9 protein-coding genes are annotated in these 17,930 nt (G+C 45.9%); 4 read left to right on the top strand and 5 right to left on the bottom strand.

Annotated elements, in window-relative coordinates; translation table 11 throughout:
* Positions 1 to 98 precede the first annotated feature (98 nt).
* The 3 genes from E4N65_RS11885 to E4N65_RS11875 form a co-directional block, all read right to left on the bottom strand.
* Positions 99 to 2,699, bottom strand: coding sequence for an Lcl domain-containing protein (locus E4N65_RS11885; RefSeq protein ID WP_044014357.1), 2,601 nt, complete (start codon positions 2,697 to 2,699; stop codon positions 99 to 101).
* Between the two features lie 818 nt (positions 2,700 to 3,517).
* Complete coding sequence (locus tag E4N65_RS11880; RefSeq protein ID WP_253673384.1) at positions 3,518 to 5,827, bottom strand: heavy metal translocating P-type ATPase; 2,310 nt, start codon at positions 5,825 to 5,827, stop codon at positions 3,518 to 3,520.
* Between the two features lie 261 nt (positions 5,828 to 6,088).
* On the bottom strand, positions 6,089 to 6,460 hold the full coding sequence (locus E4N65_RS11875; protein WP_253673382.1) for an ArsR/SmtB family transcription factor: 372 nt from the start codon (positions 6,458 to 6,460) through the stop codon (positions 6,089 to 6,091).
* A gap of 250 nt (positions 6,461 to 6,710) precedes the next feature.
* Here E4N65_RS11875 and E4N65_RS11870 point away from each other — a divergent pair, with 250 nt between their 5' ends.
* The 3 genes from E4N65_RS11870 to E4N65_RS11860 all read left to right on the top strand — a co-directional run bounded on the left by E4N65_RS11870 (position 6,711) and on the right by E4N65_RS11860 (position 11,438).
* Complete coding sequence (locus tag E4N65_RS11870) at positions 6,711 to 7,853, top strand: class I SAM-dependent RNA methyltransferase (protein ID WP_253673381.1); 1,143 nt, start codon at positions 6,711 to 6,713, stop codon at positions 7,851 to 7,853.
* Positions 7,850 to 9,562 (top strand): outer membrane protein assembly factor BamB family protein, encoded by a 1,713-nt coding sequence (locus tag E4N65_RS11865; RefSeq protein WP_044014365.1) that lies wholly within the window; start codon positions 7,850 to 7,852, stop codon positions 9,560 to 9,562. The genes E4N65_RS11870 and E4N65_RS11865 overlap by 4 nt, the downstream gene beginning before the upstream one ends.
* Before the next feature lie 97 nt (positions 9,563 to 9,659).
* Positions 9,660 to 11,438: a P83/100 family protein gene (locus tag E4N65_RS11860; protein WP_044014367.1), complete on the top strand. Its 1,779-nt coding sequence runs from the start codon at positions 9,660 to 9,662 to the stop codon at positions 11,436 to 11,438.
* A 91-nt stretch (positions 11,439 to 11,529) separates the two neighbouring features.
* Here E4N65_RS11860 and E4N65_RS11855 read toward each other — a convergent pair whose 3' ends face one another.
* Both E4N65_RS11855 and xdh read right to left on the bottom strand, forming a co-directional pair.
* Complete coding sequence (locus E4N65_RS11855) at positions 11,530 to 12,894, bottom strand: PGN_0703 family putative restriction endonuclease (protein WP_044014369.1); 1,365 nt, start codon at positions 12,892 to 12,894, stop codon at positions 11,530 to 11,532.
* 63 nt (positions 12,895 to 12,957) lie between these two features.
* Positions 12,958 to 15,573 carry a selenium-dependent xanthine dehydrogenase gene (gene xdh, locus E4N65_RS11850; RefSeq protein ID WP_253673380.1) on the bottom strand — a complete coding sequence of 872 codons (2,616 nt, stop codon included), beginning with the start codon at positions 15,571 to 15,573 and terminating at the stop codon, positions 12,958 to 12,960.
* Positions 15,574 to 15,889: 316 nt separating this feature from the next.
* Between xdh and htpG the strand changes: the two genes are divergently transcribed.
* Positions 15,890 to 17,803, top strand: coding sequence for a molecular chaperone HtpG (gene htpG, locus E4N65_RS11845; RefSeq protein ID WP_044014373.1), 1,914 nt, complete (start codon positions 15,890 to 15,892; stop codon positions 17,801 to 17,803).
* Positions 17,804 to 17,930: the final 127 nt, after the last annotated feature.

Here is a 17,930-nt window from a genome sequence, read left to right as displayed (position 1 = left end):
TTAAGGCAGAGCCCTAAGTCGCCGTTTTTCTTTAGATGGGGTCATAGGGGAAGACTTTTCTTTTTATCGAAAAAAAAGAAAAGTCTTCCCCTAACCGGTTAAAAGCCTGCGAGACAACATACCCGAAAATTATTGCCCTTGCTATTGAAGTCCACGGAGCCGTCACTGAAATCCACGTCCCAAGCGTAACTATTGTCGAAGGAAACCTGCGACGACGACCAATACAATGAAGTACCGAGACTTGCATCTGCATAACTGCTATCCAGACCGTGTATTTTTGCAAGACTATCATTGATTGCCACGCGGTTCTTATACACCTCGCACAGTTCCGCAAGACTTGGTATATACCAGTCAAACCTCTTTTCTCCAAGCTGTGTCCTATATATTTCGTTATAAGTATTTACCCAGTGGAACGCCGGATAGTTCGTTGCTGCATCCGCGGCTCCTGCAGTATCTTGCTGCTTAATATACTCCCAGTTATCGCTACCGTCAGTATCGCCGGTAAACGTTGCCCTTTGGGCAGCGCCACTTCCTGTTGCGCTCGGTGTGCAGATAATATCTGCAAACTTCATGTTGTAGCCGGCGCTGTCATTCTTTGCCCATCTAAGACCGCTACCGCTTGTATGCAGCGCAATCATACGCGGTACACCATAGCTATTAGAGCCGCAGATAATACCAACCGGTGGCTTGTTTGGGTCTATTGCAGTATAGCTATCTTTATCAACGACTGTTTTATCCGCAAGTACGATTTTACCGACAGTGTAGGCGCTATAGTCTTTGACGGCAAAAGTACCTGTTGTGCTTACACTTCCGGAGCTTATTGTAACCGTGTAGTCGTTCTCTGTTCCCGGTATGGTAAGGCTCACTTTCAGCGTAGCATCATCAATAATCGTAATCGCCGAGCTATTGGTAATTGAAGATGTTGCACAGCTTACCGAAAAATTCTCTTTGCTCACTCCCGGCGCTTTGAAGTTCACCCCCTTCACGGTCGCCGTTATAGGGGAGTCTTCCTTAGAAATGCCCGCATTGGGAATCGTAAACGAGGTAAATTTCGGACTGCCGTATACCTGAATGGTCGGATGGGTTACGGTCTTTTTATCATCGTAAGAAGATCCTTCATAATATGACGTTTGAACGGCATTGCCGAACAACACTTTCGCGGTAAACACGCCTTCTTCCGATGGGACAGGAATATCCGCCGTAAGCGTGGTAAGCTCGCGTCCCGTATGCGACGTATCAATCGGCGCCGCGCTTCCGTAAGCGGCTCCGTTGCTGTCATAGAGCTGTACGGTGATACCCCCCGCAACAATATCGAGATTGATGCCTTTGAGCATAATTTTCGTTGTACTCGAAGGCGGTACCGCACTTGAAGCTATCTGTGTTACGCTCAATTCGGGCTGGGCGGTAAGACGCGCTTCTTTGGAGATGACAAAGGTTTCGGTTACGCTTTGATATGTTCCGCACAGTTTTACCTTTACCGTATATACCGCACCTTCCACGGTTACATTACTCGCAGAAAGGGTTGGCGCAGTAAGCGTTACCGTGTAGTCTGAACCGGCTGCGACTGCGTTTTGAAGGCTGCCTACCAGAGTGCTGTTTTTAAAGATACCGACTTTTACCGCCGGGTCGCTTTGACTTGCGATAAGGTCAAAATTACTTCCTTTAAGCGTTGCCGTTATCGTGAGGTCGGTGTCGTTATAGACAAGGTGCGCACGGCTCAATTCGATGCCGTTCAGGGAAGGGGTCAGCGAAGCGGTAACGGATACCGAAGCCGGGTCGCTTTTGTTTCCGACGTCATCCTTTGCACTCACTGAAACCGTATACACATCGCCGACGACAGGAGTTACCGGAAGTTCATAGCCGGTTTTGTCTTTTGTAAGCGGCATATCCGTTGCATCTTCGCCTCCTTTTTTCCAGCTCAAGGTAAGTCCCGCAAAATCACTGTCTGTAGGATTTGTCCACGTTACGATAATCTTTTGGTTTCCTGAATCGTATACTGCAGAAAGGTTTTTTACCTTTGCAGGCGGTGTTTTGTCGATGTTTGTAATGGTAATCGTTTCTACTTCACGTCTGCCGTCATTATCTAACACTGCTACCGAGTAGATGCTGTTCGCAGTAACCGTAAAGCTATTGCCGGTTATCTCGGTTCCATTTTCCAACACATCCTTTGCACTGAGCCCGCTTCCTTTCTTCCATTTTGCTTCTTTTAGTGAAGTGTCTGAACTAACCGTTATCGTTACAGAATCTTTTGTCCACTCAGTTTTTACAGGGACTTGCGTCAGAGTAATAGTCATCACACTGCTAGCAGCGTTGGTGGTAACCGTTTTACTCACACCGTCTTTACTCTTGTTCAGCGCCTTGTCGATGGTTTTAACGGTAAATGTATACGCAGTACCGCTGGTAAGCCCTTCCGCGGTAAAGCTCATCGCTTTACCTTTTTCCGCAGAAAGGTAAACGGCGTTTGTAAGGGTTCCCGCCGCAGGGCTTGCAGTAATTTCTACCTGATACAGGTCTGCATCCGCAGGGTTCGTCCAGCTTAAACTTACTTTACCATTTCCGGCAGCTGCTGTAAGTTCCGTAACTTCCGCAGGTGGCGTTGTGTCTTGTGCGGCGCTAACATTTGGATTACAGCCGATTATCATCGCTGCTACAGCCATATATGCAGCGGCGATAGTTATATAGCGTATGTTCTTTTTCATACGGTGTTCTCCTTATTATGTAAATTATCTCATGTTGTTCGTATGTGATTCCTGCGAGGATTATCCGGTATCAAACCAGACTGCATACCGAGCATTGCGGTACAAGGCGGACAATAATAAGAGGTTTATATAATAAGTTCTTTTCAGTATCGCCACGAATGGCGGTGGTTCCATATAGTAGCGAGTTTGCTGGGCAAACTTGTCGTTGGACAGCGTTTTTAGTGATGAGGAAACATTGTTATGTGTGTGAAATACGGATAAAAAATTATCTAAATAACATTCATGCTGTGAGCTGTGAGCTGTGAGCTGTGAGCTGTGAGCTGTGAGCTGTGAGCTGTGAGCTGTGAGCTGTGAGCTGTGAGCTGTGAGCTGTGAGCTGTGAGCTGTGAGCTGTGAGCTGTGAGCTGTGAGCTGTGAGAATTGTACAGCCGACTATGCGCGTGTCAAGCCCCTTTTGCAAATATGCGGTATAGATGCTAGGAGCGTACAAAAAACACCCGCAGGCGTACTTGTTGTACGTCGAGGACTGTTTTTTGTGAAGCGACAACGCAGATATGCTGCATATTTGCAAAAGGCTTACGGGAGGCGGTTTTGACTGCGGATATGCGGTATGTCGGCTCGGCATGGGTAGTATTATAGGCTAAGAAGGAGTAAAAAGCAACTCCGGAGATATTAGGTTTAGAACCCTCTAAAAACTTCCGTTTTTAGAGGGTTCCCTTAGATTTCTTTTGCGATGTTTTAATGCCAAAGGTACGGAGGACGCAAAAGCGGCTATAGCGTTTCGGCTTCTGCACTGGCTGAGAGCAAACCGTAACAACCTATCTCCGTGCGCGCAACGAATTGCACACGGCAAGAAGTGCAACACCGACATCGGCGAACACCGCTGCCCATAATCCGATAATGCCCAAAGCGCCGCCTGCCAAAAAGGCGATTTTAACGACAAATGACATAACGATATTCTGCTTAACGATTTGCCGTGTAAAGCGTGCCGACTTGATTGCCTGCGGAATAAGCTGCGGATTATCGGTCATAAGCACGACATCGGCGGCTTCGATTGCGGCGTCGCTGCCGATTCCGCCCATCGCGATACCTACATCCGCGCGGGCAAGAACAGGCGCATCGTTAATCCCGTCTCCGACAAACACGCAGACAGCGTGGGCGTTGCTCTTTTTCCGATCGTCGCTGATTGCTTCAAAGCGAGCGACCTTTTCATGCGGCAAAAGTTCGCTGCTGCAGCGGTCAAGCTGCAATTCGGCGGCTATTTTTTCGCCCGTGCGTTTCGTATCGCCGGTCAGCATCTCAAGGTATCCGACGCCGGCGCTGCGCAGTTCCCGTATTGCCTGTGCGGATTGCGGTTTAATGCTGTCACTGCAAATAATACAGCCGGTATAGCGCCCGCCGTAGGAAAGGAATACCTTTGTTCCTTCGATTTGGGCGATGGAAGCAGGCTGCTTTTCCGCATCGCCGAAGATGAACAGCGCGGAACCAGCTGCAAGCTCCTGTCCGTTCCGCAGCATTTTAACACCGGAACCGGCTTTTTCCGTGTATTGCCGGAGTTCGGCTGCTTCTGTTTCAAACACAGCTGTTTTCTCTTTACCGAGCTGCCCTTGAATAGCGCCTTTTATCGCAACGGCAATCGGATGGCCGGAATGATACTCGGCGATATAGGCAAGTTCAAGCAATTCCTCCGTGCTGAATTGTTCTGCAGGAAGAATATGCTGTACCGTTAAAACACCGGCGGTCAATGTGCCGGTTTTGTCGAATACGACGCTGTCCGTTTTGGCAAGCGAGTCGATAAAATCTGCGCCTTTTATCAATATACCTTTTTTTGCTGCGCCGCCGAGTCCGCCGAAGTAGCCGAGCGGAACGGAGATAACAAAGGCGCATGGGCAGGATATAACAAGGAATACCAGTCCGCGCGAAATCCACGGAACAAAGGCGTTCCACGAAAGCGGGCTGCCGTGTACAGCCGAAAGTACAAGCGGCGGAAGGAGCGCCAGCACGACTGCACCGATCGTTACAATCGGCGTGTATACCCGCGCAAAGCTCGAAATAAGCCGCTCCGTTTTTGCCTTGCGGTCTTGCGCATGTTCCACCAACTGCAGCATTTTAGCCGCAGCAGTATTTTCCGCCGCTACGGTAGTTTTAATCACCGCAAGCCCGTCCGTATTGACGAATCCTGCAAGTACCGTACCGCCTGCTTCAATAAAACGCGGAACACTCTCTCCCGTCATCGAAGAGGTGTCAAAAGAACACGCTCCTTCGACCAGTATCCCGTCCAGAGGAACCTTTTCTCCCGGTTTTACGAGGATCAGCGTACCGACAGGAACATCTTCCGGAGCTACAATGTCAGGGTCATCGCCTTCATGATGATGCCCGCAGCAGCACTCTTCGGCATGATTATGCGTATGTTCGTGTTCATGCTCGCAATCGCATTCTTCATGTTTGTGATGATGTTCATGGCTGTGTTCGTGTCCACACTCGCAGTTTTCCGAATGGGTATGGTGATGTTCACCGTGTTCGTGCCCGCATTCGCACATCTCGGCGTGAATGTGCTCATGACTGTGATGGTGGTCATCATCTTCATGTTCATGACCGCAACAACTATGTGCATCGCCGTGCTCCGATTCGGAGTCGGCAGGATTACGGTAGAGCCGGACAAATTCAGGACGCAAATCCATCAAGTTGGTAATGGAACGGCGGGACTGCTGAACGGCAGCGGCTTGCAGCAGCTCACCTAAGTTATAAAACAGCATAACCGCAGCGCCTTCCGACCACTCTCCGAGTATGAATGCACCGAGTGTCGCAAAAGTCATCAAAAAGTTTTCGTCAAAAATAGTCCCCTTACCGATGGTCTTGAGCAAGGTTTGGATAACTTCCAGCCCCGCAGCAAGCCACGAACCGACAAAAAGCAGTGATGAAAGTGCAATGGAGTAAGAAGCGCCGCTGAACTGAACGGTCATTTTGAAAGGTTCGGAAGCAATTTTCAATACAATTCCGGCGATAAAAAACACTGCCGCTACGCTAAACCGGATAATATCGTGTTTATCCCACAAACTGTCATGATGATGTTCATCATGATTATGCGTTTCGTGTATATGATTACATGCCATACAACTACAAGCCATCTTCTCTCCTCCTTAGATCATGGCAACCGCATTAAAAATATTTTTAGCGGTTGCCTTCCTTCTGTGCGAAATTTTGCTTAAAATTTCGCACATTTTTCCGGTAAATGGGTAAACGCATCAGGTAGAGTAGATAAAATCGCGGAAAAATTGAGACTGTGAGACCATTTGAACCGCGAAGAGGTTCAACTCTGGTCGAATAGTATCAATTTTTCCGCGGGGTTATTAAAAAACGACCTGATGCGTTTACCCCGCCCCTTCGGCTCAGCGCCCTTCCAGAATATGCTCCATGCCGACGCTGTATAAGATGCCGACATGATTGTCTTCTATAGAATAGTAGATTTGTTTTCCCACCCGCCGCGAACGCACTATTTTTGCTTGTCTGAGGATACGCAGTTGATGAGAAATTGCCGAAGCGGATATTTCGAGCACCTCTGCAATGTCGGCAACACACAGCTCACCCGCCATTAACGCGGATACAATCTTGATACGGGTTGAATCACCGAAGTTCTTAAAAAAATCACTCAATGCGGTCATCGTGTCCTCGTCGGGGATCTTTGAGCGTGCATGAGCCACGGCATCGGGGTTAAAATACTCCGCCGTTTCGTCAGTCATCGGTTCTTCTTGATTTTCCATTACGCTGCCTCCTTATGTATTCCGATTATCACGCCTGCCGGCCTTGGTCATTCGCTTTCTCAAAACAGCAAGGTGATTTTTTTTATCTACAAATATATGAACAGATGTTCAGATGTTTATTTGATTATAGGGACAATAACATATACTGTCAAGAGAAAAAATACAAGGAAATCTGAGTTGATACATCGCCAATGCACACAATCTTTCCCGCGCCTTTATAAAACGTCCGGTTTCCTGTATACTGCATCTCATGCGAGTTACTACGGAAAAAATCGTATTCGGCGGGAAAGCGCTGGCACGGATAGATGGGAAAACGATATTTATCCCTTTTGCACTCCCCGATGAAGAACTCGATATTACCGTTACGGCAAATAAGCGTGATTACAGCGAAGCGGTTATAAAAAAAATCATCACACCTTCTCCGCACCGGATTGAACCGGCCTGTCCTTATTTCGGGCACTGCGGCGGATGTAATCTGCAAATGGCTGATAACGACTTTCAACAAGTACTTCGGCAGGCAATGGTTGCAGAGCTTTTCGACAGAGCACATATTACTCCGGAACGTCCGCCGGTTTTTATTACGGGACCCGCATGGGAATATCGAAATCGGTTTCAATTCCATACAGATAAAAACGGAACAATCGGGATGCACGGGTTTGCGAGCAACACGGTTGTTCCCGTACACGACTGTCCCATTGCAACACCGGCTTTGCGTACTATTCTACAACAAGGTGGGTTGCAAAAACTTTTTCCTCGCAGTACAAAAATCGCTCAAGACCGTTACCATATTTTTGCACAAGATGACGTATACAGTCCCGTTCATCCCGACGCTTCGGCACGAGTAAAAGACACTGTTTTGAACTTTAGCGTATTCGGCTTTTTTCAGTCGAATATCACAATGCTGGAAAAACTGATTGAACCGGTATCGGATATCCCCCCATGTACGCGGATACTCGATTTTTATGCCGGTGTCGGCACCTTTTCCGCTTTTTTAACGGACAAAGCTTCCGAGCTTCATTTGGTGGAACACAATGAGCGGGCGCTGCGGACAGCACAGCAAAACCTCAACCGGATTATTGCAGAAAAGAACAGCCCCTGCCGCGGCTTTTTCCATGCCGTTTCCGACGCCGATTGGCCGGACATCCCCGCCGCACAGCTTACATATAATGCTGCTATCATCGATCCGCCGCGGCAGGGCATCCACGAACGGGCGCTTACTTATCTGGGGCAAGCAAAAATACCGCGCATTCACTATGTTTCATGCAATCCCGCAACCTTTGTCCGCGATGCAAAAAAACTAACCGCATTGGGGTATCGATTTATCGAATACCATTTGTTCGACTTTTATCCGCAAACACACCACTGTGAACTTTTAGGAATTTTTATACGATGACAAAACCGAAACGCTTTTTAACATCCTTACTTACAGCAGCCTTTTCATGTATGTTTTTGCTGATTCCGACACGGTTGCTTACTGCACAAACCGCACAAACAGAACAAGCACAGTGGTCTGCGGTTATGGCGGGTGAAACACTCTGCGATCCGGTCTTACATGGAGAATATCTTTATACATTAAGCTCGGATCAAGCGCTTAACTGTATCGATTATACCGGTTCCTTTGTATGGCGGCGGAATATTGAGCGGACAATAAAACCGTTTTTAAGCGTATCAAATTCGGGAATATTGATTATTGCAGATGCGTCGAGGATGCTGCAAGCAGTTTCCGGACAGGGGATTTATCTGTGGTCGGTGCAGCTGCCGGAGCCGGCATTATATGCTCCTTACAGCACTACAGACGGCAGAATATGCGTGCTGACGAAATCCAATCTTTACTGTTTTTCCATAAAAGGGAAGCTCAAATGGCAGGTTACATTATCTTCTCCGCCGGCACGGCAATTATGCGAAACGGGAGCGGCATCATTACTGCTGACGCTTACGAACAAAGACTTTGTAACCGTTTCGCTTACCGGACAGGTGTTAAATACAAAAACACTAAAAAAAGATATTGCAGTACTCTCGGCCGCTCCCGGCGGGTATGTGATGAGCACCGGTGACGGCATCCTTACCTATTACCGCAGTACCATTTCCCAAGAAAAAAACACATCCTCACTTGTGCCGCAGGGAGAAACCGATGGGTTTGCAGTTTGGCAAACACAAGAAACAGCTCCGCTGTTTATGCAAAATTCCGGCGATGAACTGGTATGCATATATGCTGACGGCACCGTTTCGGCACGGAATATTACCTCTAACAAAATCGCTTGGACGTCAAAATTGAACAGCTGCCTCACACTTCCGTTATATTACAGCAAAACGGACGGCGAATATTACATCGCCTGCAAAAGTATAGCGGCAATTATCAGCGGAACGGGAAGCGTAAAGCGGGAACAAAAGATACTCACCTCGGCTTTTCTGCCTGTTATCACACCAAGCGGGATCCTTATTGCCGTCAATGATTGGGTGATCAACAGCTGGCGGCTGGACACAAAGATTATGCAAAGTTCTCCCCAGCGGGACGTACCGCCGCAGTATCACATTTTGAAAACACAAGAAAAAACGCAAACCTTGCCTTTCTTTGTCCCCTATGGAGATACGGGAACACTGTTATCAAGCATTGACGAAGCTGTTACCAAAGGAACAATCGGTACAAATGAAGCAGCCTACGCACTTACTCTGCAAACAATTTTAACAAACAATCAGCGGGCAGCATATTTTCCATACGATTTTACGGTATACGAACGGGCACGGGCAGCGGAATTGCTTGGACTATTGGAATCATTGGAATACCGAACCATTTTACTCGGCGAAGCATCAAAAACCTACGACCCAACTTTAGCCGTTGCAATCATCCGGGCATTAGGATTTATTGCCGCCGACCCTGACGGACATTCGATCGAATCGATACAACTGTTACTGCAACGCTGCGGAGTCCGTATTTATGAACCTGCGTATGCAGCCTGTGATGCTTTAACCGAAATTGCAAAATATGGCGATAAACAGACCGCAGGTTCAGCTGTAAAAGCATTGTTTACCATCGCGGCGGGCGCCTTTCCCGAAAATATTAAGCAGTACGCAAGACAAAAAATAAAAACTATAGTAGAATAGGATTGAACTTTGTTTTACTGAGAAGCTCTCTTCCTTCAGGATACGTCCTAATGGGTTGGAATTTCTTCGTATCATCTTCATAGAAAGGGGTTGTTCAATGAAAAGAATAGCGCTTGTATGCCTCTGTACATTTGCCTTTATGAGTATGGCTTTTGCAATAGAGGTCGATCAAAGTGAACTGAAGCAGGCCGAAAATACGCCGATTGAATTTATCAACTACACAGGGCCTCATGCCGAAATCGATACGCTGCGGGCAATCGCTGAAATCGGAGAGTCGCTTGCCGGAGCTGCTCAGCGCGGACGTGCCGGCGATACGAACCGCTACGCCGTTATCCATGCAGTTGATCCGTCGGTGAAAACCGGTCTCGATGCCGATATCATGATTATCGGAAGCGGAGCAAGAGTAGACCATATCAACAACTTACGAGTTATTATCGCCGGTTATTTACGGCGTGCTTACGGATACTCCGAAAAAGATGCAAATACGATTGCACATTTTGTAACAATTTATAACGCCGTATACCGCGGTGACATGAATATGTTCAAAAGTAAGTATAAAGCGGTTGTTGTCAAGAATTTGACTGCCGATAAAGCCGGTCTTGCCCTGCGCTATGATGAATGGCCGGGAAAGACACAGATTGTTATCCCGCTTTCCGATCAAAAATATAGCGGTACGTTAAGCGCGATCGATACGAAATCGATCTCCGATAAAAACGTCGTTAGCAAGATGCGCGAACAGGATGATAAAGATATCGCAACACGCAAAGACATGATCAACCTGAAAGAGCGCGAAAGCAGTGCTGCCCGCGACCGTGCAGATGTTGCACAGAAGGATGCCGCTGCGGCTCGGAAAGATGCCGAAACAAAACGGAATGAAGCTGCAGCCGCACAAAAAGAAGCTGACAAATCAAAAACAGCGGCGACTCAGTCAAAGCAAGATGCGGAAAAAGCCCGAAAAGATGCAGAAGCAGCAAAGAAGAAAGCGGCTCAATCCGAAAAAGATGCGGTAGCAGCGCAGAAGCAGGCTCAGAAAAACCCGAAAGATCGTAAAGCTGCTGAAGAGGCTGCAAAGAAACAACAGGAAGCAGCAAAAAATAAGCAAGAAGCAAGCAATAAAGATAAAGCTGCTGCCGAAAAAGCAAATGCAGCGAAAAAAGGCGATCAGGAAGCAGCGGCAAAACAGAAAGAAGCCGATACAAAGCAGAAAGCCGCCAATGAAGCTGCAAAAAAAGCTCAAGACAAAGAACAGGAAGCTTCTTCCGAAAAACAATTTGCCGATACAAAAGAACAAGAAGCTCAAAGCGACCGGAAGGATGTTGCTGCAGATACTCGGAAAATCATTGAAGAAAAACGAGCTGAGCGGAAAGCTCAAGATGAGGCGGCTTTTGCATCTGCATTACCCAGTGCTGTGCTGAAAGTAGTTGACTCCGGCTCCATGCTTTCCGAAGTGGTACTGCTCGACCTTAAAACAGAAAAAACACTGAAAACCTCGTCGTTGAATACCGTGCGCGGACGTGTCCTTATCGAAGGAACGGATTCGCTTATCGCGATTGCCGGTTCAAAATCCGGTAACCAGATGATTACACTTGTTGGCATTAACCCCCGCACGCTCGAAATGACTAAACAGGCAACAGTACCGGTTGCTGCACAGAGTCTTTTAATACAGGTTGATGACAGCTACTATGCGGTAATTGAACAATCAGGCAAAAATTACCTTGCACGATTCAACAATAACCTCGAAATGCAAGCAAAATCTACGGTAACCGTTCTTCCGTACACGGCGATAACCGTTACGGAAAAAGGTTTGCTCGTACAAGATACGGCAAACAAGATCCGCCTTTTGAATACGGATAACCTTGCGGAAGCGATAAAGTAAAAAGCTTTCAACCGTCAAAATAGCAAAAAGCCGATTGAACACGCCATGTGTTTAATCGGCTTTTTTAGTAATGTAGTATTTAGAATATTTGTTAAATATTTTTTAAGTATTTATTATAAAACTCGGAATAGTGATTATAAAAAGGCAAGTTCTTATTTTCAAGACATCTGCTAATGAAATCTTCAATATAGATAATGTTTATTTTTGCAGCATATTCAGGTTTACATTTTTTCATTGCACTATCGATTTCATTTTTCAAATTAATTCGTGATTTTAAAAATACAAAAGTAATTGTACCGATATCCACATGGCAGATATTACGCCAAAGCTGATATTTTTTATAAAATTCATCCTCGAAGTTATCGTTTAAATATTTTTCATTACAGATTTTTTTCAGTTGTGATAAATAATTATTTTTATATTTAGTTTGATACGCCTCTATCGGATTACCGGTATCAATTGATCCAAAATTTGATTCTGTATATTTTATTTCAAAAAAATATTTTGTATTTGAATCATTAATAAAAAAATCAAAATTTGTATATTCGCCTGAAACTTCAAATGAAGCTTCTTCTGTATGTTCAAATTCTCCTATAGCGGACAAAGAAATATTATTGTTTACGAACTGCAAACTATGGTCTTTCATTAACGGATAAAATAAATTCAAACAAAGAGCCTGTGACGAATTTAAATGCGAAAAATCTCTATGTAATTTTATCTTACTTTCAGTAATATATTTTTCTAAAGAATCTTTATATCCTGAATCAATGAGATTCAGCATTCTTTTTTCTTCTGGTAGAATATGGCGATATTTTTTCCCTCTGTAATTCATTTGTTCTGGAGTATTCAATACGGAGGCTTTGTAGTTAGATAAGTGCAAAATCAACGTACAATAATTATATTTTTTTAGTTCTTTTATAACATTCTCTTTTTTTATTTTTATATTGCAATGAATTAAATTATATTGTTTTCTGGTTAATAAAATTAAATTTTCAGGCGTATTATTGTAGCCATCGTCATTTATATGATGAATATCATAGTCATCATTCGTTCTTTTCCCTAAGAAAGCTCTTCCGATGAGTTCATAAACGTTTATGTTGTGATCAACTTCTTTATTGCTTTTAGATAACTTAAGGTAGCCATCTAACTCGTTGTCATCTTGGAGAACGATACTACCTTTATATTTTATACGACCGTAATTACTTATTTCGTAGTCATTCCACCCAAAAGTTGAACCATTTACCCATTTTTCATCATTTGCATACGTGTCTTCAGAAAAATTATATCGGTTTAAACTTATTCTTTTACTCTCAGCAAGCTGTTCTTTTGTTGGCCAATTAATTCCTCTATGAGGAGTTTTATCCCATAATTGCTCATAATACTCAACAAATTCTTCATCTGTAAGCTTATTCTTTCCCGTAAAATTAATTTTAGTTTCTAATCCTGTCTGGTTCATTTATTTTCAAGCATCTTCCGGTTTTTCAATCCTTTCCCATTCAATCGGGTTTTTCGTTTTCGTTTACTTTTTCCGGCTATACGGCGTATTTTCCAGCGGCAGCTTTGTTCTAAAAATACCGTCGCGGTTATAATACGCAAGCGCTACCGCCGGCGCTGTCGGAATACTGGCAATTTCTCCGACTCCTTTTGCGCCGCATGCAAGCTCATTATCATTATGTTCGATAATATCAACCTTTATCGGCGGTACCTGAGGCGCTTTAAACAGGCCGAGCGTACCGAACTTGGCAGTCGGAACACTCTTTTGCAGCGGATAATCCTCCGTCAGCGCATACCCAAGGCTCATCACGACACCGCCTTCGATCTGCCCCTCCAGCGAAATCGGATTAAGCGCACGACCGACATCGTGTGCGGCTTCCACATACGCGAGTTTTCCTTCTTCATCCAAATCGATGAGGTGCGTTGCATAACCGTACGCAACATGACTTACCGGATGAGGCTTGTCGGAACCCAGTTTGTCCGTCGGATAGGTATATTCCGCAAAAAACTCTTTGGCGCTCAAGGCGGTAAACAGCTCGGGCAGTATATCTATGTGTTCGGAAAGGCAACCGGTTTTGCCGCGCTTTTGCAGTTCTTCTTCAAGCGCTCTTTTGACATCGGTAGCAGCCATACGAGCACTTTCACCGGTAAATACGGTCTGACGCGAGGCGGTTGTTTCTCCCGCATCGGGAGCAAACTTGGTGTCGGGTGTTTCGTAGTGTAAAAGACTGCGCGGCAGATTAAGCACCTCGCTGACAATCTGCAAGAGGATTGTTCCAACCCCCTGCCCGATACAGGCTGCGCTCGAATAAATATGTACGCCGTCTGCTTGAAGCCGCAGGGTTGTCCGGCCAAAGTCCGGGATACCGACCCCAAGTCCGGAGTTTTTAATAGCACAGGCAATACCGGCTTTCGGATGCGCATCGTAATACGGCTTTACCGCTTCGAGGGTTTGTACAAGAGCGGTTGAATCGTCGGCATACTGACCGTTTGGCAGTACTTGCCCGGGACGAATTGCGTTCCGGTAGCGGATTTCCCACGGACTGATGCCGACCTTTTCCGCTAATAGGTTTATGCACGATTCAACGGCAAAGCAGCTTTGTGTTACGCCGAATCCTCTGAATGCACCGGCCGGCGGGTTATTGGTATACCATGCACAGCCGAGTATGTCGATATCTTGATAATTATACGGCCCTGCCGCATGGGTACAGGCACGCTGTAGTACCGGCCCGCCGAGGGAGGCATAGGCGCCCGTGTCCGAATGGAGCACGGCTTTTAAACCGGTTAGGTAGCCGTTCTCATCGCAGCCGAGTGTAAAATCCATCTCCATCGCGTGCCGCTTCGGATGGATAATCATACTCTCTTTTCTGCTTAAACTCACCTTGACGGGGCGTCCGGTCTTTAACGCAAGGATAGCCGCATGGTGTTGCACGCTCATATCTTCTTTGCCGCCGAAGCCGCCGCCGACCATCTTGGCGATAACCCGTACCTTATCAATCGGTAAGCCGGTCGCTTCCGAACATTCCCGTTTTGTTTGATATATACCTTGATCCCCCGAATAAATAATGACACCGCCTTCTCCGTCCGGCTTTGCCACCGCCGTTTCAGGCTCCAAAAAGGCATGTTCGGTCGGAGGTACGGAATAGTGGTGAGAAACGACATATTTTGAATTTTTCAGCTTTTCATCGGCATTGCCGCGTACGAGGTGTTCTTTTGAAAGAAGGTTCCCGCTTTCATGAACATGAGGCGCATCTTCCGCCATTGCTTCCGCTATAGAGCATACCGGCGCTAATTCTTCATATTCGATTTTTACCGCTTTTTTTGCAGCTGCCAAAATCTCGCGGCTTTCGGCAGCAATCAGAACGATGGCATCCCCTAAATAATGCGTCTCTTTGCCGAGGGGAATAAGCACATCCCAATCTTTTTTTAAGTGCCCGATTTTTTGCATACCGGGAAGATCTTTTGCCGTCATTACAAGATGAACGCCGGGCATCTTTTCCACATCTTCGGTATCGATAGACAATACCTTTGCCCGCGGGTATGCAGTACGTACCGCGCTTCCGTACAACATACCATCCAAATACATATCATCGGCATATTCGGCTGTACCTGCGGCTTTCGCGTATGAATCAACACGGAGCGCGCTGCTTCCTACAGCCGTTTCGGTTTTTCCTTCCGGCACAGGCGTGTTTTCTCGCAGTATCTTGGCAGCCAACAAAATAGCTTCTTCAATTTTTACATAGCCGGTACAGCGGCAAATATTATTGCGGATAGCCTGCTTTACATCCGCGGATGAAGGATTAGGATTTTCGTCTATCAACGCTTTTGCACAAATAATCATTCCTGGAATACAGAAACCGCATTGCACCGCGCCACAATGAGCGAACGCATATTGATATACGGCAAGCTCGCGTTCGGGGAACCCTTCAAGCGTTGTAATTGTCTTTCCCGCTAATTTACCGGCCACTTGAACACAGGCCTTCATCGGCTTTCCGTCTATTAAAACAGTACACGTTCCGCATGCACCTTCCATACAACCGTTTTTAACGGAAGTTAAACGTAGTGAATCGCGTAAAAAATAAATAAGTTTTTGGTTTTCTTCGGCTTCAACAATCCGGCCGTTCACGGTTAATGATACCATAGCATACTCCATCCGGAAAGATATTATGTAATTGTGGATACCCAAAACGGATACGCACAAAAGATACCTAAGGGAAGTCCCTAAAAAATTGAGATTTTTAAAGACTGTTCATCAATGAACTGACTCTACCGTATCAGTATAAGGGATAAAAATGGAAAAATCAACAATAAAAAAAGAAAATTAGGATGCCAAAAAAATAGTTTGATTTATGTGGAAAGGTGAATATTCGTACTCTGCATTGGAATACGCTAATTTGCCGTTTTTTACTATTTTGAGTACATTAAAAAAAATTACTTACATATATTGAGGTTATAGCATGGCAAAGTATGAGTTTCAAACGGAAGTTAATCAGCTGCTCCACCTGATTATCCATTCTCTGTATTCAAATAAGGAAATATTCCTGCGGGAGCTGGTGTCGAATGCCTCCGATGCGCTCGATAAGCTGAAATATCTGACCGTATCGGATGCCGCATTAAAAAATCTGCAATTCAATCCCCGTATCGATATTACGTTTAACGAAGATGCCGCAACGCCGACGCTGACTATCCGCGACACGGGTATCGGTATGAACGATGAGGACATCAAAAACAACCTCGGTACGATCGCCCGCTCCGGCACCAAGGCGTTTTTGGAGCAGCTTGCCGCGGAAGATAAAAAAGACTCCAACCTGATCGGACAATTCGGGGTCGGGTTTTATTCAGCCTTTATGGTTGCATCAAAAATCGAAGTAGTTTCGAAAAAAGCAGGCGAAAATACCGTATGGAAGTGGATTTCCGACGGCAAGGGCGAATATGAACTGGAGCAAACCGATGATTCAGCGTTCCCGCTCATCGATGATGTTCCCGAAGGGGCTAACGGAACCTGCATCACCCTGTATCTGAACAATGAAGATTCCGAATTTGCAAGCCGCTGGAAGATCGAAGACATTATCAAACGCTATTCGGATCATATCGCGTTCCCGATTTATCTCCACTATATCCACAAAGAATATGATGATAAGGGGAACGAAAAATCGCAGGCAGCAAAGAGCGAGCAGATCAACGATGCAAGCGCTCTGTGGCAAAAACCGAAGTCTGAGCTGAAAGACGAGGACTATAAGAATTTTTATAAGTCGCTTTCGCACGATTCTACAGATCCACTCCTGTACATCCACACCAAGGCGGAGGGTACGCAGGAATACACCACGCTCTTTTATGTTCCGGCAAAGGCGCCTTTTGATATGTACCATGCCGACTACAAGCCCGGCGTAAAGCTCTTTGTAAAGCGGGTATTTATCACGGAGGACGAAAAAGAATTGCTGCCGGTGTATCTGCGGTTTGTGCGCGGTATTATCGACAGTGAAGACCTGCCGCTCAATGTCAGCCGCGAAATCTTGCAGCAGAACCGCATTTTGAACAATATCCGCTCAGCATCGGTAAAAAAGCTCTTAGGCGAATTTAAAAAGCTCTCTGAAAATGATAAGGAAAAATACGAAACCTTTATCGCCGAATACAACCGTCCGTTAAAAGAAGGTTTGTACAGCGACTATGAACACCGCGACGAGCTTTTGGAACTGATCCGCTTTAGAACAACGAATGAGGAAAATACCTGGACGAGCCTTGCCGACTATGTACAGCGGATGAAGGAAGGGCAAAAGGCGATTTACTATATCACCGGCGGCGATGAAAAGGCGCTCAGACAGTCTCCGCACTTGGAAGCATACAAGGCGAAAGGCTTTGAAGTGCTGATTATGCCGGATGAAATTGACGATATCGTAATTCCCTCTGTCGGCAAGTATAAGGATTGGGAACTCAAAGCTGCAAACCGCGCCGGATCCGACGAAGAGCTGAGCACTGACGAAGAAAAGAAAGAAGCAAAGCAGAAGGAAAAGGATTTTAAGCCGATTGTTGAAAAGATTAAAAACGCGCTCGGCGATGCGGTAAAAGAGGTACGCCTTTCAAAGCGGCTTGCCGACTCTCCTTCGTGTATCGTGGTGGATGAAAACGATCCGAGCTTGCAAATGGAGCGCATGATGCGGGCAATGGGACAGCAGCTCCGCGGTGAGGTAAAGCCCATTTTGGAAATCAATGCGGAACACCCTATCCTGCAGCGGCTCAAGGATACCGATGATGAAGCGCTCATTGCCGACACCGCATTTGTGCTATTGGATCAGGCGCTGCTGCTGGAAGGCAGTACGCTCAAAGACACCGCCGACTTTATAAAACGCTTGAATAAGCTGCTTGCACGGTAAGGTAAAAAAAATCCCGATAGAAAGGCTCTCTTTCTATCGGGATTACATCGTATCTTCAATTTTTGTGTAATAAACCCCTTTTATTCATCGGTTTTTCGTGATATATTGCAGTAAAAGTCGTCGGCAT

Source organism: Treponema sp. OMZ 855, from assembly GCF_024181145.1.
Classification (GTDB): Bacteria; Spirochaetota; Spirochaetia; order Treponematales; family Treponemataceae; genus Treponema.
This window is presented reverse-complemented; position numbering and strand designations above follow the sequence as displayed.